This is a genomic window from Rhizobium sp. BR 250 (genome assembly GCF_047445855.1).
GTDB classification, from domain to species: Bacteria; Pseudomonadota; Alphaproteobacteria; order Rhizobiales; family Rhizobiaceae; genus Agrobacterium; species Agrobacterium tumefaciens_I.
Genome location: NZ_JARWKW010000018.1, coordinates 1 through 15,564 on the forward strand (window position 1 = coordinate 1; position 15,564 = coordinate 15,564).

The 15,564-nt window shown below is 58.1% G+C and carries 29 protein-coding genes; all 29 read left to right on the forward strand.

Features of this window, described 5'->3' with window-relative positions:
* Positions 1–198, forward strand: a 198-nt coding sequence (locus tag QD336_RS22455; protein ID WP_475382462.1) for an EF-Tu C-terminal domain-related protein, incomplete at its 5' end; no start/stop codon positions are given.
* Positions 199–510: 312 nt separating this feature from the next.
* Complete coding sequence (rpsJ, locus tag QD336_RS22460) at positions 511–819, forward strand: 30S ribosomal protein S10 (protein WP_003507767.1); 309 nt, start codon at positions 511–513, stop codon at positions 817–819.
* 168 nt (positions 820–987) lie between these two features.
* Positions 988–1,629, forward strand: coding sequence for a 50S ribosomal protein L3 (gene rplC, locus QD336_RS22465; protein ID WP_003507769.1), 642 nt, complete (start codon positions 988–990; stop codon positions 1,627–1,629).
* Between the two features lie 12 nt (positions 1,630–1,641).
* Complete coding sequence (gene rplD / locus QD336_RS22470; protein WP_003495173.1) at positions 1,642–2,262, forward strand: 50S ribosomal protein L4; 621 nt, start codon at positions 1,642–1,644, stop codon at positions 2,260–2,262.
* Positions 2,259–2,552 carry a 50S ribosomal protein L23 gene (locus QD336_RS22475; protein WP_003521003.1) on the forward strand — a complete coding sequence of 98 codons (294 nt, stop codon included), beginning with the start codon at positions 2,259–2,261 and terminating at the stop codon, positions 2,550–2,552. Before rplD ends, QD336_RS22475 begins: the two co-directional genes overlap by 4 nt.
* 43 nt (positions 2,553–2,595) lie before the next feature.
* Complete coding sequence (rplB, locus tag QD336_RS22480) at positions 2,596–3,432, forward strand: 50S ribosomal protein L2 (protein WP_003507771.1); 837 nt, start codon at positions 2,596–2,598, stop codon at positions 3,430–3,432.
* A gap of 15 nt (positions 3,433–3,447) precedes the next feature.
* Positions 3,448–3,726: a 30S ribosomal protein S19 gene (rpsS, locus tag QD336_RS22485; RefSeq protein WP_003507772.1), complete on the forward strand. Its 279-nt coding sequence runs from the start codon at positions 3,448–3,450 to the stop codon at positions 3,724–3,726.
* Between the two features lie 2 nt (positions 3,727–3,728).
* On the forward strand, positions 3,729–4,118 hold the full coding sequence (gene rplV / locus QD336_RS22490; protein WP_006313972.1) for a 50S ribosomal protein L22: 390 nt from the start codon (positions 3,729–3,731) through the stop codon (positions 4,116–4,118).
* A complete protein-coding gene (gene rpsC, locus QD336_RS22495) occupies positions 4,118–4,849 on the forward strand; it encodes a 30S ribosomal protein S3 (protein ID WP_003495188.1) in 732 nt (243 codons plus the stop codon). The genes rplV and rpsC overlap by 1 nt, the downstream gene beginning before the upstream one ends.
* Before the next feature lie 38 nt (positions 4,850–4,887).
* On the forward strand, positions 4,888–5,301 hold the full coding sequence (gene rplP / locus QD336_RS22500) for a 50S ribosomal protein L16 (RefSeq protein ID WP_003507774.1): 414 nt from the start codon (positions 4,888–4,890) through the stop codon (positions 5,299–5,301).
* 12 nt (positions 5,302–5,313) lie between these two features.
* A complete protein-coding gene (gene rpmC, locus QD336_RS22505; RefSeq protein WP_003495193.1) occupies positions 5,314–5,514 on the forward strand; it encodes a 50S ribosomal protein L29 in 201 nt (66 codons plus the stop codon).
* Positions 5,515–5,525: 11 nt separating this feature from the next.
* The gene (gene rpsQ, locus QD336_RS22510; RefSeq protein WP_077983837.1) at positions 5,526–5,762 is read left to right on the forward strand and encodes a 30S ribosomal protein S17; all 237 of its coding nucleotides are present in this window, start codon (positions 5,526–5,528) and stop codon (positions 5,760–5,762) included.
* 234 nt (positions 5,763–5,996) lie between these two features.
* On the forward strand, positions 5,997–6,365 hold the full coding sequence (gene rplN / locus QD336_RS22515; RefSeq protein WP_003495199.1) for a 50S ribosomal protein L14: 369 nt from the start codon (positions 5,997–5,999) through the stop codon (positions 6,363–6,365).
* 12 nt (positions 6,366–6,377) lie between these two features.
* Complete coding sequence (gene rplX, locus QD336_RS22520) at positions 6,378–6,686, forward strand: 50S ribosomal protein L24 (RefSeq protein WP_003521006.1); 309 nt, start codon at positions 6,378–6,380, stop codon at positions 6,684–6,686.
* Complete coding sequence (gene rplE / locus QD336_RS22525; RefSeq protein ID WP_003495201.1) at positions 6,679–7,233, forward strand: 50S ribosomal protein L5; 555 nt, start codon at positions 6,679–6,681, stop codon at positions 7,231–7,233. Before rplX ends, rplE begins: the two co-directional genes overlap by 8 nt.
* A gap of 33 nt (positions 7,234–7,266) precedes the next feature.
* The gene (gene rpsN / locus QD336_RS22530; protein WP_003507785.1) at positions 7,267–7,572 is read left to right on the forward strand and encodes a 30S ribosomal protein S14; all 306 of its coding nucleotides are present in this window, start codon (positions 7,267–7,269) and stop codon (positions 7,570–7,572) included.
* A 12-nt stretch (positions 7,573–7,584) separates the two neighbouring features.
* The gene (gene rpsH, locus QD336_RS22535) at positions 7,585–7,983 is read left to right on the forward strand and encodes a 30S ribosomal protein S8 (RefSeq protein ID WP_004442588.1); all 399 of its coding nucleotides are present in this window, start codon (positions 7,585–7,587) and stop codon (positions 7,981–7,983) included.
* A gap of 43 nt (positions 7,984–8,026) precedes the next feature.
* A complete protein-coding gene (gene rplF / locus QD336_RS22540) occupies positions 8,027–8,560 on the forward strand; it encodes a 50S ribosomal protein L6 (protein ID WP_003495204.1) in 534 nt (177 codons plus the stop codon).
* A 12-nt stretch (positions 8,561–8,572) separates the two neighbouring features.
* Positions 8,573–8,935 carry a 50S ribosomal protein L18 gene (rplR, locus tag QD336_RS22545; RefSeq protein WP_269340884.1) on the forward strand — a complete coding sequence of 121 codons (363 nt, stop codon included), beginning with the start codon at positions 8,573–8,575 and terminating at the stop codon, positions 8,933–8,935.
* Positions 8,936–9,054: 119 nt separating this feature from the next.
* The gene (rpsE, locus tag QD336_RS22550; RefSeq protein ID WP_004442585.1) at positions 9,055–9,624 is read left to right on the forward strand and encodes a 30S ribosomal protein S5; all 570 of its coding nucleotides are present in this window, start codon (positions 9,055–9,057) and stop codon (positions 9,622–9,624) included.
* Between the two features lie 11 nt (positions 9,625–9,635).
* The gene (gene rpmD, locus QD336_RS22555; RefSeq protein WP_003495212.1) at positions 9,636–9,842 is read left to right on the forward strand and encodes a 50S ribosomal protein L30; all 207 of its coding nucleotides are present in this window, start codon (positions 9,636–9,638) and stop codon (positions 9,840–9,842) included.
* A gap of 16 nt (positions 9,843–9,858) precedes the next feature.
* Positions 9,859–10,338: a 50S ribosomal protein L15 gene (rplO, locus tag QD336_RS22560; RefSeq protein ID WP_003521009.1), complete on the forward strand. Its 480-nt coding sequence runs from the start codon at positions 9,859–9,861 to the stop codon at positions 10,336–10,338.
* A 218-nt stretch (positions 10,339–10,556) separates the two neighbouring features.
* Positions 10,557–10,724 carry a hypothetical protein gene (locus QD336_RS22565; protein WP_269340887.1) on the forward strand — a complete coding sequence of 56 codons (168 nt, stop codon included), beginning with the start codon at positions 10,557–10,559 and terminating at the stop codon, positions 10,722–10,724.
* The gene (gene secY / locus QD336_RS22570) at positions 10,669–12,009 is read left to right on the forward strand and encodes a preprotein translocase subunit SecY (protein ID WP_269340888.1); all 1,341 of its coding nucleotides are present in this window, start codon (positions 10,669–10,671) and stop codon (positions 12,007–12,009) included. The genes QD336_RS22565 and secY overlap by 56 nt, the downstream gene beginning before the upstream one ends.
* Positions 12,006–12,596 (forward strand): adenylate kinase, encoded by a 591-nt coding sequence (locus QD336_RS22575; protein ID WP_269340890.1) that lies wholly within the window; start codon positions 12,006–12,008, stop codon positions 12,594–12,596. Before secY ends, QD336_RS22575 begins: the two co-directional genes overlap by 4 nt.
* Positions 12,597–12,899: 303 nt before the next feature.
* Complete coding sequence (rpsM, locus tag QD336_RS22580; RefSeq protein ID WP_003516122.1) at positions 12,900–13,268, forward strand: 30S ribosomal protein S13; 369 nt, start codon at positions 12,900–12,902, stop codon at positions 13,266–13,268.
* 138 nt (positions 13,269–13,406) lie between these two features.
* Positions 13,407–13,796, forward strand: coding sequence for a 30S ribosomal protein S11 (gene rpsK, locus QD336_RS22585; protein WP_003495225.1), 390 nt, complete (start codon positions 13,407–13,409; stop codon positions 13,794–13,796).
* A gap of 193 nt (positions 13,797–13,989) precedes the next feature.
* Positions 13,990–15,000: a DNA-directed RNA polymerase subunit alpha gene (locus QD336_RS22590; RefSeq protein ID WP_003495228.1), complete on the forward strand. Its 1,011-nt coding sequence runs from the start codon at positions 13,990–13,992 to the stop codon at positions 14,998–15,000.
* A gap of 120 nt (positions 15,001–15,120) precedes the next feature.
* Positions 15,121–15,546: a 50S ribosomal protein L17 gene (gene rplQ / locus QD336_RS22595; RefSeq protein ID WP_003521014.1), complete on the forward strand. Its 426-nt coding sequence runs from the start codon at positions 15,121–15,123 to the stop codon at positions 15,544–15,546.
* The last annotated feature ends 18 nt before the right edge of the window (positions 15,547–15,564 follow it).

The following is a 15,564-nucleotide window of genomic DNA, read 5'->3' on the forward strand; positions in this document are numbered from 1 at the left end:
CAGTTCTACTTCCGTACGACGGACGTGACGGGCATCGTTTCGCTGCCGGAAGGCACGGAAATGGTTATGCCTGGCGACAACGTTACCGTTGAAGTCGAGCTGATCGTTCCGATCGCGATGGAAGAAAAGCTGCGCTTCGCTATCCGCGAAGGCGGCCGTACCGTCGGCGCCGGCATCGTTGCTTCGATCGTCGAGTAATATTCGACCGTTGAAATTCTGACTGGCGGCGGTGTGAACAACACCGCCGCCGGACTTTTCATAAAAAGCCTGGCGGCGTTGCATTTTTAGTGCTTGAAAAATTCGGTGAAAACGCGTAAACGCGCACTCACACTCACCGCTGGATTCGCAAGCGATTGCGAAACGCGGTGTTTTAGCAATACAGACTACTGAAATGATTGGGGTGCGACGCGCATCCCCTCTCGATTTTTGAAAATCTGCGGCGCCACGATCAATAGAAGTTCATGTGTTTCCGCGTGCGGAAACGAATAACAAAGAACAAGGACAAGACGAATGAACGGCCAGAATATCCGTATCCGCCTCAAGGCGTTCGATCACCGGATCCTCGATGCCTCTACCCGTGAAATCGTGTCGACCGCAAAGCGCACCGGCGCCAGCGTTCGCGGCCCGGTTCCGCTCCCCACCCGCATCGAAAAGTTTACCGTCAACCGCTCTCCCCACGTTGATAAGAAGAGCCGTGAACAGTTCGAAATGCGGACGCACAAGCGTCTTCTCGATATCGTTGACCCCACCCCGCAGACTGTTGATGCTCTGATGAAGCTCGACCTCGCTGCTGGCGTTGACGTGGAAATCAAGCTCTAAGACCCGGCCCGAACCATCCAAGGTGAGGGCTGAAATAACAAGGAAGGTACGTGGAGCAATCCAACGACTTCCAAACCGGAGACCGGAAACATCGTGAGATGTCGAAGGGCACTCCTTAACAAAGGCCAGAGAGGGTTTTCCCTTCAAGGCTCGCAAGAGGATGAACCAATGCGTTCAGGTGTGATTGCACAGAAAGTGGGTATGACACGCGTCTATAACGACGCAGGTGAACATATCCCTGTAACAGTATTGCGACTGGATAACGTACAAGTCGTTGCCCAGCGCACGGAAGACAAGAATGGCTACACCGCAGTTCAGCTCGGTGCCGGCCAGTCCAAGGTCAAGAACACGACGAAGGCGCTTCGCGGCCATTTTGCCGCTGCCAATGTCGAACCGAAAGCCAAGCTCGTCGAGTTCCGGGTTTCCCCCGAGAACCTGATCGACATCGGTGCAACACTGACCGCAAATCATTTTCAGTCCGGCCAGCTGGTCGACGTCACTGGAACCACGATCGGTAAAGGTTTTGCCGGTGCTATGAAGCGTCACAACTTCGGTGGTGGCCGCGCTTCGCACGGTAACTCCGTATCGCACCGTGCACACGGTTCGACCGGTAACAACCAGGATCCGGGCCGCGTCTGGAAGGGCAAGCGCATGGCTGGTCATATGGGCCAGACGCGCGTTACGACCCAGAACCTCGAAGTCGTTTCGACTGATGAAGACCGTGGCCTCATCCTCGTGAAGGGTGCAGTTCCCGGCTCGAAGGGTTCCTGGATCATCGTCCGCGACGCCGTCAAGTCGGCTGCGAAGTAAGGGAGCCTTATCATGGAATTGAACGTCAAGACCCTCGAGGGAAAAGACGCCGGCAAGGTTTCTCTGTCGGATGAGATCTTCGGCCTCGACCCCCGCCAGGACATCCTGGCCCGCATGGTTCGCTGGCAGCTTGCAAAGAAGCAGCAGGGAACCCACAAGTCCAAGAACCGGTCGGAAGTTTCCCGCACCGGCGCGAAGATGTACAAGCAGAAGGGTACGGGCCGCGCTCGTCACCATTCGGCTCGCGCACCGCAGTTCCGCGGCGGCGGCAAGGCCCACGGCCCGGTCGTTCGCAGCCACGCCCATGACCTTCCCAAGAAGGTTCGTGCGCTCGCTCTGCGTCACGCCCTGTCTGCAAAGCTGAAGGCTGAAGAACTGATCATCGTTGATCAGCTCGTTGCATCCGAAGCAAAGACCAAGGCTCTGCTGGGCAGCTTCGCTTCGCTTGGCCTGACCAACGCTCTCGTTATCGGCGGCGCCGAACTTGATGGCAACTTCAAGCTCGCTGCTCAGAACATCCCGAACGTGGACGTTCTGCCGGTTCAGGGCATCAATGTTTACGACATCCTGCGCCGTGGCAAGCTGGTGCTTTCCAAGGCTGCTGTAGAGGCTCTGGAGGAGCGGTTCAAATGACGGATCTTCGCCACTACGATGTGATCGTATCTCCTTCGATCACGGAAAAGTCGACGCTGGTATCCGAACAGAACCAGGTCGTATTCAACGTCGCCAAGAATGCTTCCAAGCCTGAAATCAAGGCTGCCGTGGAAGCTCTCTTCGGCGTCAAAGTCACGGCTGTGAACACGCTTATCCGCAAGGGTAAGACCCGTCGTTTCCGTGGGTTCGCCGGTAAGCTTAAGGACGTCAAGAAAGCCGTCGTTACGCTCGCCGAAGGTCAATCCATCGACGTGTCCACCGGACTCTAAAGGTTAGGCCCAAGCGGGCAAAGACCCAAAAGGGAACAAGAATATGGCATTGAAAAGTTTCAATCCGACCACGCCGAGCCAGCGTCAGCTGGTTATCGTGGACCGCGCTTCGCTCTACAAGGGCAAGCCGGTAAAGGCTCTCACCCAGGGCCTCAGCTCCAAGGGTGGCCGTAACAACCAGGGCCGGATCACCGTCCGTTTCCAGGGTGGCGGTCACAAGCGGACCTACCGTCTGGTAGACTTCAAGCGTCGCAAGTTCGACGTTGAAGGTACCGTTGAACGTCTGGAATACGACCCCAACCGCACCGCGTTCATCGCGCTGGTTACGTATACCGACGGCGAACAGGCTTACATTCTCGCGCCACAGCGTCTCGCTGCCGGTGACAAGGTGATCGCCTCCGACAAGGCAGTGGACGTGAAGCCCGGCAACACCATGCCGCTTCAGTACATTCCGGTCGGTTCGATCATCCACAACGTCGAGATGAAGCCGGGCAAGGGCGGTCAGATCGCTCGCTCCGCCGGTACGTATGTCCAGCTCGTCGGCCGCGATGCCGGTATGGCCATCCTGCGTCTCAACTCGGGCGAACAGCGTCTGGTGCATGGCTCCTGCCTCGCATCGATCGGTGCTGTTTCGAACTCGGACCACGGCAACATCAACGACGGCAAGGCCGGTCGTTCCCGTTGGCGCGGCAAGCGTCCGCACGTTCGCGGCGTCGTCATGAACCCGGTCGACCACCCGCACGGTGGTGGTGAAGGTCGCACGTCGGGTGGTCGCCACCCGGTTACTCCGTGGGGCAAGCCCACGAAGGGCAAGCGCACCCGTTCGAACAAGTCGACCGACAAGTTCATCATGCGCTCGCGCCATCAGCGTAAGAAGTAAGAGAGGTAGTCACTAATGGCTCGTTCAGTATGGAAAGGTCCGTTTGTTGACGGCTATCTTCTCACCAAGGCTGAGAAGGTGCGCGAGAGCGGACGTAACGAAGTAATCAAGATCTGGAGCCGTCGCTCCACGATCCTGCCGCAGTTCGTTGGTCTGACCTTCGGCGTCTACAACGGCAGCAAGCATGTGCCCGTCTCCGTCAACGAAGACATGGTCGGACACAAGTTCGGTGAATTCTCTCCGACCCGTACCTACTACGGTCACGGCGCGGACAAGAAGGCAAAGAGGAAGTAATCATGGCGAAGGCTAAGACCGAACGCCGGCTGAAGGACAATGAGGCTCAGGCCATTGCCCGTACGCTCCGCGTCAGCCCCCAGAAACTGAACCTGGTTGCCGCTCTTATCCGTGGCAAGAAGGTTGATCGCGCTCTCGCCGAGCTCGAATTCTCCCGCAAGCGCATTGCAGGCACCGTCAAGAAGACGCTCGAATCTGCAATTGCCAATGCGGAAAACAACCATGACCTCGACGTCGACGCTCTCGTCGTCGCCGAGGCCTATGTTGGCAAGTCCATCACCATGAAGCGTTTCCACGCTCGTGGCCGTGGTCGTGCTTCCCGCATTGAAAAGCCGTTCGCTCACCTCACGATCGTTGTTCGTGAAGTTGAGGAAAAAGGGGAGGCCGCATAATGGGTCAGAAAATCAATCCGATCGGCTTCCGCCTCGGCATCAACCGTACCTGGGACAGCCGCTGGTACGCTGACACTGCTGAATACGGCAAGCTTCTGCATGAAGACCTGAAGATCCGGGCTTACCTGATCAAGGAACTCAAGCAGGCCGGCATTGCCAAGGTCGTCATCGAGCGTCCGCACAAGAAGTGCCGCGTTACGATCCACTCGGCTCGTCCGGGTCTGATCATCGGCAAGAAGGGTGCAGACATCGAAAAGCTTCGCAAGAAGCTTTCCGAGATGACCAACTCCGAAACGCACCTCAACATCGTTGAAGTGCGCAAGCCGGAAATCGACGCGACGCTGGTTGCCCAGTCGATCGCCCAGCAGCTCGAGCGCCGCGTGGCTTTCCGCCGTGCGATGAAGCGTGCTGTTCAGTCCGCAATGCGTCTTGGCGCCGAAGGCATCAAGATCACCTGCGGCGGTCGTCTCGGTGGTGCAGAAATCGCTCGTACCGAATGGTACCGCGAAGGTCGCGTTCCGTTGCACACGCTGCGTGCGGACATCGACTACGGCACGGCCGAAGCTGAAACTGCATTCGGCATCTGCGGCATCAAGGTCTGGATCTTCAAGGGCGAAATCCTTGAGCACGATCCGATGGCTTCTGAGCGTCGCGGTCTCGAAGGCGACGCACAGGGCCCTGCAAGCCGTGAGCGTGGCGATCGTCCCGATCGTCGTCGCGAAAACGCTTGATTGACGCTGGCGAAAGATAAGCTCGGAGAAGTAAGAAAATGTTGCAGCCAAAGCGTACTAAGTACCGTAAGCAGTTCAAGGGACGCATCAAGGGCGTCGCCAAGGGCGGCTTTGACCTGGCATTCGGTGAATTCGGCTTGAAGTCGCAGGAACCGAACCGCGTGAATGCACGCGAGATCGAAGCGGCCCGCCGCGCGATCACGCGTTACATGAAGCGCGCAGGTCGTGTGTGGATCCGCGTATTCCCCGACGTTCCGGTTACGGCCAAGCCGACCGAAGTTCGTATGGGTAAGGGCAAGGGTTCGGTCGATTACTGGGCATGCAAGGTCAAGCCCGGTCGTATGATGTTCGAGATCGACGGTGTTACCGAGGAGATCGCCCGTGAGGCGCTTCGTCTCGGCGCTGCCAAGCTCTCGGTCAAGACGCGCTTCGTACAGCGCATCGCAGAGTAAGGAGCAAGGCACATGAAAGCCGATGAAGTTCGCGGCCTCAGCGCCGACCAGCTCAAGGACAAGCTCGCCGATCTGAAGAAGGAGCAGTTCAACCTGCGCTTCCAGAAGGCAACTGGCCAGCTGGAGAAGTCCTCGCGCATCAACGAAGTCCGCAAGGACATCGCCCGCGTTAAAACCATTGCCCGCCAGAAGGCGGCAGAAGCCAAGGCCTAAGGAAGAATAATATGCCGAAACGCATTCTGCAGGGCGTCGTAGTGTCCGACAAGAACGAGAAGACTGTCGTGGTCCGGGTTGAGCGTCGATTCGCTCACCCGCTCATGCAAAAGACCGTTCGTCGTTCGAAGAAGTACAAGGCACACGACGAAAACAATCAGTATAAGGTCGGCGATGTCGTTTCCATCGAGGAATGCGCACCGATTTCCAAGGACAAGCGCTGGACGGTCGTTTCCGCCCAGGCTTAATTTCATCAGAATCGCGCCAGGTCTCTTGTACTTGGCGCGGAATCCTGTATGAAGCAGCGCAAGGACGCTCGTGACCCGGGCGTCTTTTGCTTTGATGCGCACGGAAGGTCCTTCGGGAAACCACCCTGTCACGACATTTCCGCGCAAAAAAAGAGATATTCATAAGCTGGGGCAGGGGGCTCGCTCGGGAGAGTTTGCCCAACCGTTCCGGTAACAACAAGAAGGCGACCTGACATGATTCAGATGCAAACAAACCTCGACGTGGCGGATAATTCCGGCGCACGTCGTGTCATGTGCATCAAGGTGCTGGGCGGCTCGAAGCGCAAATATGCTTCTGTTGGCGACATTATTGTCGTTTCCATCAAGGAAGCTATTCCGCGCGGCCGCGTCAAGAAGGGCGACGTGATGAAGGCGGTTGTCGTGCGCACCGCCAAGGACATCCGCCGCGCTGACGGCAGCGTCATCCGTTTCGATAACAACGCAGCCGTTCTTATCGACAACAAGAAAGAGCCCATCGGCACCCGTATCTTCGGACCGGTTCCGCGCGAACTTCGCGCCAAGAACCACATGAAGATCATCTCGCTGGCTCCGGAAGTACTGTAAGGAGCGAATGCGATGCAGAAGATTCGTAAAGGCGACAAGGTTGTCGTATTGACCGGTAAGGACAAGGGCCGTACCGGCGAAGTAATCCAGGTTTTGCCGAAGGAAGATCGGGCCGTTGTGCGTGGCGTTAACATGGTGAAGCGTCACCAGCGCCAGACCCAGGCCCAGGAAGCCGGCATCATCAACAAGGAAGCATCCTTGCACATCTCCAACATCGCCATCGTCGACAAGGATGGCAAGCCGACCCGCGTTGGCTTCTCGGTTGTGGATGGCAAGAAGGTCCGCGTGGCCAAGCGTTCGGGAGAAGTGATCGATGGCTGATAAGTACGAGCCGCGTCTCAAGACGGAATACGTTTCCCGTATCCGTGGCGCCATGCAGGAGAAGTTCTCCTACGCGAACGTCATGATGATCCCGAAGCTTGAAAAGATCGTGATCAACATGGGCGTCGGCGAAGCAACCGCCGACTCCAAGAAGCCCACCATCGCTGCCGGTGACCTGGCTGCGATTGCCGGCCAGAAGCCGGTCGTTACCCGCGCTCGTAACTCGATCGCAGGTTTCAAGGTTCGCGAAGGCATGCCGATCGGTGCGAAGGTTACCCTTCGTGGCGCCCGCATGTACGAATTCCTTGATCGTCTGGTCAACATCGCGCTGCCGCGCGTTCGCGACTTCCGGGGCCTGAACCCGAAGAGCTTTGACGGCCGTGGCAACTTCGCCATGGGCATCAAGGAACACATTGTGTTCCCTGAGATCAACTACGATAAGGTTGATCAGATGTGGGGCATGGACATCATCGTTTGCACGACGGCGACGTCGGACGACGAAGCTCGGGCTCTGCTGACAGAGTTCAACTTCCCGTTCCGTCACTAACCGTAACGACGAGCGTAGAAAAGGAACTCCGATATGGCGAAAACAAGCGCAGTTGAAAAGAACAAGCGCCGCCGCAAGTCGGTCGCCCAGCAGGCCGCCAAGCGCGCCGCACTGAAGGCGATCGTGATGAACCAGTCCCTTCCGATCGAAGACCGGTTCAAGGCCACTCTGAAGCTCGCTTCGCTGCCGCGTGACGGCTCGAAGACGCGTATCCGCAACCGCTGCGAAGTAACGGGCCGTCCGCGCGCGTTCTATCGCAAGCTCAAGATGTCGCGTATCGCGCTTCGTGAGCTGGGCAATTCCGGCAAGGTGCCGGGCATTGTCAAGTCGAGCTGGTAAGGAGACGGGCACATGACCATGACTGATCCTTTGGGTGATATGCTCACCCGCATCCGCAATGGTGCTGCTCGCCGCAAGTCGTCGGTAAGCACGCCTGCTTCCAGCCTGCGCGCACGCGTTCTCGACGTGCTGCAGTCTGAAGGCTACATCCGCGGTTATTCCAAGGTCGATTTCGAAAACGGCAAGTCCGAATTCACCATCGAGCTGAAGTACTACGAAGGCGCGTCGGTGATCCGTGAGATCGGCCGCGTGTCCAAGCCGGGCCGCCGGGTTTATGTCTCGGTAAAGTCCATTCCGCAGGTCGCGAACGGCCTCGGCATCACCATCCTTTCGACCCCGAAGGGCGTGATGGCCGATCACCAGGCTCGCGAACAGAACGTTGGTGGCGAGGTTCTTTGCTCGGTCTTCTAAGACCCGAGCAAGGATCTCCATAACGAACAGACAGGATTGAATAATGTCTCGTATCGGTAAAAAGCCCGTTCCGGTTCCCGCAGGTGTGACGGCCAATGTCGACGGCCAGAAGGTCACTGCTAAGGGCCCGAAGGGTGAGCTGTTTTTCGTCGCTAACGACGACATCCAGCTGAAGCTCGAAGATAACGGCGTTTCCGTAACGCCGGCAAACGGCACCAAGGAAGCTCGCTCGAAGTGGGGCATGTCCCGCACGATGATCGAGAACATCTTCAAGGGTGTTAAGGACGGCTACGAGCGCAAGCTCGAAATCAACGGCGTTGGTTACCGTGCCGCCATGCAGGGCAAGAACCTGCAGCTGGCTCTCGGTTTCAGCCATGACGTTGTTTACGAGCCGCCGGTCGGCATCACCATTGCCGTTCCGAAGCCGACGGAAATCATCGTTTCCGGCATCAACAAGCAGCAGGTTGGCCAGGTAGCCGCGGAAATCCGCGAATACCGCGGTCCCGAGCCCTACAAGGGCAAGGGCGTGAAATACGCTGAAGAGCGTATTGTCCGCAAAGAAGGCAAGAAGAAGTAAGGATCACGCGAAATGGCTAGCAGGAAAGAAGCACTTGCACGTCGCGCGAGCCGTGTGCGCCGCCAGATCAAGGCGGTTGCCAACGGCCGCCCGCGCCTGTCGGTTCATCGCTCGTCGAAGAACATCTACGCCCAGATCATCGATGACGTTGCTGGCAAGACGCTTGCGTCTGCCTCCACGCTCGAAGCCGATCTGCGCGGCTCGCTCAAGACTGGCGCCGACGTTGCAGCAGCATCCGTTGTCGGCAAGCTGGTTGCCGAGCGTGGCGTCAAGGCTGGCGTCAAGGATGTCGTATTCGACCGTGGCGCGTTCATCTATCATGGCCGCATCAAGGCCCTGGCAGACGCTGCCCGCGAAGGCGGTCTGAACTTCTGATTTTTTTCCGCCCGGACAATGATCCGGGCGGAATATCACCGGACCATGCGGATCTCGTTCTCGAGGCCGCTGGTCTTTTCGTTTGCCGTTCCACCCGCAAAAGAAAAAGGACAAGGACAATGGCACAGGATAAAAGAGGTTCCCGCGAAGAGCGTCAGAACCGCGAAGAGCGCGATAGCGAATTCGTCGACAAGCTGGTCGCGATCAACCGCGTTGCAAAGGTTGTTAAGGGTGGCCGTCGCTTCGGCTTCGCCGCTCTCGTCGTCGTTGGCGACCAGAAGGGCCGCGTTGGCTTCGGTCACGGCAAGGCTCGTGAAGTTCCGGAAGCTATCCGCAAGGCAACCGAAAGCGCAAAGCGCGATCTGATCTTCGTTCCGCTGCGCGATGGCCGCACTCTGCATCACGACGTCAATGGCCGTCACGGCGCAGGCAAGGTTCTGCTGCGTTCGGCCAAGGCCGGTACCGGTATCATCGCCGGTGGTCCGATGCGCGCCGTTTTCGAAACGCTCGGCGTTCATGACGTTGTTGCGAAGTCGACCGGTTCGTCGAACCCGTACAACATGGTTCGCGCCACGTTCGACGCTCTGAAGCATCAGGTTCATCCGAAGGACATCGCTGCACAGCGTGGCCTCAAGTATGCGACCCTTCAGGCTCGTCGTGCCGCTTCCGGCAACGCTTCTGAAGAATAAGGAGCTGGATCATGGCCAAGAAAACTACTGAAGCCAAGAAGACTGTCACGGTCGAACAGATCGGCAGCCCTATTCGCCGCCCGGCAATCCAGCGTCAGACGCTGGTCGGTCTGGGTCTCAACAAGATGCATCGTCAGCGCACCCTGGAAGATACTCCTGCGGTTCGCGGCATGATCCGTGCGGTCCAGCATCTCGTTCGCGTCGTTGACGAGAAGTGAGACGGAGTAACCTATCATGAAACTCAATGAAATCAGAGATAACGAAGGCGCCTCCAAGGATCGTATCCGCGTAGGTCGCGGTATCGGTTCCGGCAAGGGCAAGACCGGTGGTCGCGGTGTGAAGGGTCAGAAGGCTCGTTCGGGCGTCGCCATCAACGGCTTCGAAGGCGGTCAGATGCCCATCTACCGTCGTCTGCCGAAGCGCGGTTTCAACAACATCTTCGCTTCCGAATATGTTGTCGTATCGCTCGGCCGCATTCAGACCGCCATCGATGCCAAGAAGCTTGACGCTTCCGCAACGATCGATGCCGCTGCTCTCAAGGCTGCCGGCGTTATCCGCCGCGCCAAGGACGGCGTACGCATTCTCGCCGACGGCGAGCTGAAGGCCAAGGTTGCTTTCGAAGTTGCCGGTGCTTCCAAGCCCGCAATCGAAAAGATCGAAAAGGCTGGCGGTTCGATCAAGCTTCTCGCAGTTGCAGCAGAAGCCGCCGAGTAATATATAGACTTCAGACGCCCGGTGCGCATGTCGCTCCGGGCGTTTGCGCTCCCTGGCCACTGGTGCTTTCGATCTAAATCGATTTATAGAGCATCAGGGCAATCTCTTCGCGGTGTGCTTTCAAGGCCCCGCTTGCGGCAGAAAGTGCTGCAGGGAGAGCCTCACAGTTCTTGAACTTCCGTAGGGGAGGGGATAGGACATAAAAAACAGGGTGAGGCATGATGGCGGCCAAGAGCCGCATTCGTCCGAAGCCCGGTTTTGACCAGTATCTTTTAGACCTTTCCGCATTGGCCGGTGTTGCTGGCTGGCAAGGGTCATTCGGAGAAATTTATGGCTTCAGCAGCGGAACAACTGGCTTCGAACCTGAATTTTTCGACCTTCGCTAAGGCGGAGGATCTGAAAAAGCGTCTCTGGTTTACTCTTGCCGCACTTCTCGTCTACCGTCTTGGCACCCATATTCCGCTTCCGGGCCTGAACCCCGAAGCCTATGCGCAGGCCTTCCGTGGCCAGGCCAACGGTATTCTCGGTCTTTTCAACATGTTTGCGGGCGGCGCCGTCGAGCGCATGGCGATCTTCGCCCTCGGCATCATGCCTTACATCTCCGCTTCGATCATCGTGCAGCTCATGACCTCGGTCGTGCCCTCGCTCGAAGCGTTGAAGAAGGAAGGCGAAGCCGGCCGCAAGATCATCAACCAGTACACCCGCTACGGCACGGTGCTGCTCGGCACGCTGCAAGCCTATGGCATTGCGGTCGGCCTTGAAAGCGGCAACGGTCTCGTGGTCGATCCGGGCATGTTCTTCCGCATTTCCACCGTCATTACGCTGCTCGGCGGCACGATGTTCCTGATGTGGCTTGGCGAACAGATCACGTCGCGCGGTATCGGCAACGGTATTTCGCTGATCATCTTCGCGGGCATCGCCGCCGGCCTGCCCAAGGCTCTGGCCGGAACGCTGGAACTTGGCCGCACCGGTGCGCTGTCGACCCCGCTCATCCTGATGGTTGTCATCGTCGCCATCGGCGTCATTGGCCTCATCGTCTTCGTGGAGCGCGCCCAGCGCCGCCTCCTGATACAATATCCGAAGCGACAGGTCGGCAACCGGATGTTCCAGGGCGATACCTCGCATCTGCCGCTGAAGCTCAACACGGCCGGTGTCATTCCTGCGATCTTCGCATCGTCGCTGCTACTCCTGCCGGCAACGGCTGCGGGTTTTGCCGGCAACACCAACCTGCCGACCTGGGCGACCTCGATCATCGCGTCGCTGCAGCACGGCCAGCCGCTGTTCATGGCGCTCTACGGCCTGCTGATCGCGTTCTTCGCATTCTTCTACACGGCGATCGTGTTCAATCCGAAGGATACGGCTGACAATCTCAAGAAGCATGGCGGCTTCATTCCGGGCATCCGTCCGGGTGAGCGCACTGCGGAGTACATCGATTACGTCCTGACCCGCATCACCGTGGTCGGCGCGATTTATCTGGTCTTCGTCTGTATCCTTCCTGAGACACTTATCGCGCGTACGGGCATTCCATTAGCCCTTGGTGGTACTTCGCTTTTGATCGTCGTCAGTGTAACTCTGGATACGGTTGCGCAGATTCAGGGTCACCTGATCGCCCAGCAGTATGAAGGTCTGATCAAGAAGTCGAAGTTGCGTGGAGGAAAGAGGGGACGATGAGACTGATATTTTTGGGTCCGCCGGGTGCGGGCAAGGGAACCCAGGCCAAGCGGCTGACGGACAAGTACGGGATCCCGCAGCTTTCCACCGGTGACATGCTGCGCGCTGCGGTCAGCGCGGGCACCGAAATCGGCAAGCGCGCCAAGGCCGTCATGGATGCCGGCGGGCTCGTTTCCGACGATATCGTCAATCAGATCGTTTCCGAACGTATCGAAGCAGCTGACTGTGCCAAGGGCTTTATTCTCGACGGCTATCCGCGCACCGTTCCGCAGGCCAAGGCGCTTGCCGACAACATGCGCAAGAAGAATCTGGTCCTTGATGCCGTCATCGAGCTGAAGGTGGATGAGGAGGCGCTGATTCGCCGAATCGAAAACCGCGTGGCTGAAACCATTGCCGCCGGCGGCACGGTTCGTTCGGATGACAATCCGGAAGCCTTCCGCAAGCGCCTGACGGAATATCGCGAAAAGACCGCGCCGCTGTCGGCCTATTACAGCGAGCAGGGTGAGCTTGTGACGCTGGATGGCATGGCCGATGTCGATGCTGTCACCGAGGCTATCGAGCGCGTTCTCGAGAAAGCCTCCGCCTGATCGACGGAGCGGATGGGCAGGCGCTGTTGCGTTCTTGCCCATATCGCGCTTGCGCATGGCGGCAGATCCTCTGGATCGCAAAAGAATCTTGGCGGAGCCGGTTGCTTTTTTGCGCTGATTCCGTTAAACACCGCGCCAACTCGCGACATCCCAAGCGACTGGCGCGGATTTCCCTTAGGGAAGGGAGATCCGGGTTCGGTCGTTTTGACTTGTCACGGACACCAATTTGAACTGGCGGTCTTGTCGGCCGCTCAAATGGAATCACCACTTGCCGGATGGCAACTGGAACCAAGGAGAAAAGACGTGGCACGTATCGCTGGCGTCAACATCCCGACTGCGAAGCGCGTTGTTATTGCGCTGACCTACATTCACGGGATTGGTCCGAAATTCGCGCAGGAAATCATGGACAAGGTCGGTCTTCCGGCTGACAAGCGCGTTCATCAGCTGACGGATGCTGAAGTTCTTCAGATCCGCGAAGCCATCGACCGCGACTACCAGGTCGAAGGTGACCTGCGTCGTGAGACCTCGATGAACATCAAGCGTCTGATGGACCTCGGTTGCTACCGCGGCCTGCGTCACCGTCGTGGCCTTCCGGTCCGCGGTCAGCGCACGCACACCAACGCTCGCACCCGCAAGGGTCCGGCGAAGGCTATCGCTGGTAAGAAGAAGTAATTTTCCGGTTCTCCGGAAAGGGGAGGCTGGTGCAGTCCGCGCCAGCCTTTCTGAGTTTGGCGAAAAGCTCGGTCACGGGCTGATTGCCGGTGTAGCCGCTGGTGTTACGGCGGTGAAGAGATCAATGAAAGGTATAAAATGGCCAAGGAAGCCGCACGCGTCCGTCGTCGCGAACGCAAAAATATCACGTCTGGCGTCGCGCACGTCAATTCGACCTTCAACAACACGATGATCACCATCACCGACGCACAGGGCAATGCTATTGCCTGGTCGTCCGCTGGTGCCAAGGGCTTCAAGGGTTCGCGCAAGTCGACCCCGTTCGCTGCCCAGATCGCTGCTGAAGATTGCGCGAAGAAGGCTCAGGAACACGGCATGAAGTCGCTTGAAGTTGAAGTTTGCGGTCCGGGTTCCGGCCGTGAATCGGCACTTCGCGCTCTGCAGGCTGCCGGTTTCATGATCACTTCCATTCGCGACGTGACGCCGATCCCGCACAACGGTTGCCGTCCGCGCAAGAAGCGCCGCGTCTGACGCGGCCGTGGTTCGGAAATTCCGCCTTACCTCAGGTCTGGCGGAATTTTCGTGTATCTGGCGTGTGCGCGTCGATTTCGATCGACGGACTTGCGCTCAAGAACCCACCGATGAACCGGCTTAAGGTTCCTCTCGGTGTTTTCATGCTCGGTCCGTCACGATTGGATGGTGGCGGCGAACGGAAGGTTTAAAGATGATTCAGAAGAACTGGCAGGAACTTATCAAGCCGAACAAGGTCGAGTTCACCTCGTCCAGCCGCACCAAGGCAACTCTGGTTGCCGAGCCGCTGGAACGTGGTTTCGGTCTTACCCTCGGCAACGCGCTGCGTCGCGTTCTGTTGTCTTCTCTGCGTGGTGCCGCTGTAACGGCCGTGCAGATCGACGGTGTCCTGCACGAATTCTCCTCCATCCCCGGCGTTCGGGAAGATGTGACGGATATCGTGCTCAACATCAAGGAAATCGCCATCAAGATGGACGGCGATGATTCCAAGCGCATGGTCGTGCGCAAGCAGGGCCCGGGTGCCGTAACCGCTGGTGACATCCAGACGGTTGGCGACATCGAGATCCTGAACCCCGACCACGTGATCTGCACGCTGGACGATGGCGCTGAAATCCGCATGGAATTCACCGTCAACAACGGCAAGGGTTACGTACCGGCTGAGCGCAACCGCGCGGAAGATGCCCCGATCGGCCTCATTCCGGTGGACAGCCTCTATTCTCCGGTCAAGAAAGTGTCCTACAAGGTGGAAAACACCCGTGAAGGTCAGGTTCTTGACTATGACAAGCTGATCATGACGATCGAGACCAACGGTTCGGTTTCCGGCGAAGATGCCGTTGCCTTCGCCGCTCGCATTCTCCAGGACCAGCTGGGCGTCTTCGTCAACTTCGACGAGCCGCAGAAGGAAGCAGAAGAAGAATCGGTTACCGAACTCGCGTTCAACCCGGCGCTTCTCAAGAAGGTCGACGAGCTCGAACTGTCCGTTCGTTCGGCAAACTGCCTGAAGAACGACAACATCGTTTATATCGGCGACCTGATCCAGAAGACCGAAGCCGAAATGCTCCGCACGCCGAACTTTGGTCGCAAGTCGCTGAACGAAATCAAGGAAGTTCTCGCTTCCATGGGTCTGCACCTCGGCATGGAAGTGCCGGCATGGCCGCCTGAGAACATCGAAGATCTCGCAAAGCGTTACGAAGACCAGTACTAACAATCAAAAAGGCAGACCCTTTAAAGACTGCCTTTCCCCGTCAAACAGCAGATAAGTCATCTGCATGTGCCAGGAAACGGCAGGCCTTAGAGAAGGAACCTGCGTAGAAGGAGAATAGCAATGCGCCACGGTAATTCAGGCCGCAAGCTCAATAGAACCGCCAGCCACCGCAAGGCAATGTTTGCCAACATGGCTGCTTCGCTCATCACCCATGAGCAGATCGTCACCACGCTTCCGAAGGCGAAGGAAATTCGCCCGATCGTTGAGAAGCTCGTCACCCTCGGCAAGCGCGGCGACCTGCACGCTCGTCGTCAGGCGATTTCGCAGATCAAGGATCAGGACGCCGTTCGCAAGCTGTTCGACGCGATCGCAGCCCGTTATGCAAACCGCAACGGCGGCTACCTGCGTATCATGAAGGCCGGTTTCCGCCAGGGCGACAATGCCGCTCTCGCCGTCATCGAATTCGTCGAGCGCGATGTTGACGCCAAGGGCGCAGCCGACAAGGCTCGCGTTGCCGCTGAAGCTGCTGCTGCCGAAGCCGCATAAGGTCTGACGCCTTTTCCA

Coding starts and splice junctions, on each gene's coding strand:
- rpsK (WP_003495225.1), top strand. CDS start 13,407: ATGGCCAAGGAAGCCGCACGCGTCCGTCGTCGCGAACGCAAAAATATC.
- QD336_RS22590 (WP_003495228.1), top strand. CDS start 13,990: ATGATTCAGAAGAACTGGCAGGAACTTATCAAGCCGAACAAGGTCGAG.
- rpmD (WP_003495212.1), top strand. CDS start 9,636: ATGGCCAAGAAAACTACTGAAGCCAAGAAGACTGTCACGGTCGAACAG.
- rpsE (WP_004442585.1), top strand. CDS start 9,055: ATGGCACAGGATAAAAGAGGTTCCCGCGAAGAGCGTCAGAACCGCGAA.
- rplV (WP_006313972.1), top strand. CDS start 3,729: ATGGCGAAGGCTAAGACCGAACGCCGGCTGAAGGACAATGAGGCTCAG.
- rplO (WP_003521009.1), top strand. CDS start 9,859: ATGAAACTCAATGAAATCAGAGATAACGAAGGCGCCTCCAAGGATCGT.
- rplB (WP_003507771.1), top strand. CDS start 2,596: ATGGCATTGAAAAGTTTCAATCCGACCACGCCGAGCCAGCGTCAGCTG.
- rplC (WP_003507769.1), top strand. CDS start 988: ATGCGTTCAGGTGTGATTGCACAGAAAGTGGGTATGACACGCGTCTAT.
- rpsN (WP_003507785.1), top strand. CDS start 7,267: ATGGCGAAAACAAGCGCAGTTGAAAAGAACAAGCGCCGCCGCAAGTCG.
- rpsH (WP_004442588.1), top strand. CDS start 7,585: ATGACCATGACTGATCCTTTGGGTGATATGCTCACCCGCATCCGCAAT.
- QD336_RS22475 (WP_003521003.1), top strand. CDS start 2,259: ATGACGGATCTTCGCCACTACGATGTGATCGTATCTCCTTCGATCACG.
- QD336_RS22565 (WP_269340887.1), top strand. CDS start 10,557: ATGATGGCGGCCAAGAGCCGCATTCGTCCGAAGCCCGGTTTTGACCAG.
- rplN (WP_003495199.1), top strand. CDS start 5,997: ATGATTCAGATGCAAACAAACCTCGACGTGGCGGATAATTCCGGCGCA.
- rplD (WP_003495173.1), top strand. CDS start 1,642: ATGGAATTGAACGTCAAGACCCTCGAGGGAAAAGACGCCGGCAAGGTT.
- rpsC (WP_003495188.1), top strand. CDS start 4,118: ATGGGTCAGAAAATCAATCCGATCGGCTTCCGCCTCGGCATCAACCGT.
- rplX (WP_003521006.1), top strand. CDS start 6,378: ATGCAGAAGATTCGTAAAGGCGACAAGGTTGTCGTATTGACCGGTAAG.
- rpsQ (WP_077983837.1), top strand. CDS start 5,526: ATGCCGAAACGCATTCTGCAGGGCGTCGTAGTGTCCGACAAGAACGAG.
- rpmC (WP_003495193.1), top strand. CDS start 5,314: ATGAAAGCCGATGAAGTTCGCGGCCTCAGCGCCGACCAGCTCAAGGAC.
- QD336_RS22575 (WP_269340890.1), top strand. CDS start 12,006: ATGAGACTGATATTTTTGGGTCCGCCGGGTGCGGGCAAGGGAACCCAG.
- rplF (WP_003495204.1), top strand. CDS start 8,027: ATGTCTCGTATCGGTAAAAAGCCCGTTCCGGTTCCCGCAGGTGTGACG.
- rpsS (WP_003507772.1), top strand. CDS start 3,448: ATGGCTCGTTCAGTATGGAAAGGTCCGTTTGTTGACGGCTATCTTCTC.
- rplE (WP_003495201.1), top strand. CDS start 6,679: ATGGCTGATAAGTACGAGCCGCGTCTCAAGACGGAATACGTTTCCCGT.
- rpsJ (WP_003507767.1), top strand. CDS start 511: ATGAACGGCCAGAATATCCGTATCCGCCTCAAGGCGTTCGATCACCGG.
- secY (WP_269340888.1), top strand. CDS start 10,669: ATGGCTTCAGCAGCGGAACAACTGGCTTCGAACCTGAATTTTTCGACC.
- rplR (WP_269340884.1), top strand. CDS start 8,573: ATGGCTAGCAGGAAAGAAGCACTTGCACGTCGCGCGAGCCGTGTGCGC.
- rplQ (WP_003521014.1), top strand. CDS start 15,121: ATGCGCCACGGTAATTCAGGCCGCAAGCTCAATAGAACCGCCAGCCAC.
- rplP (WP_003507774.1), top strand. CDS start 4,888: ATGTTGCAGCCAAAGCGTACTAAGTACCGTAAGCAGTTCAAGGGACGC.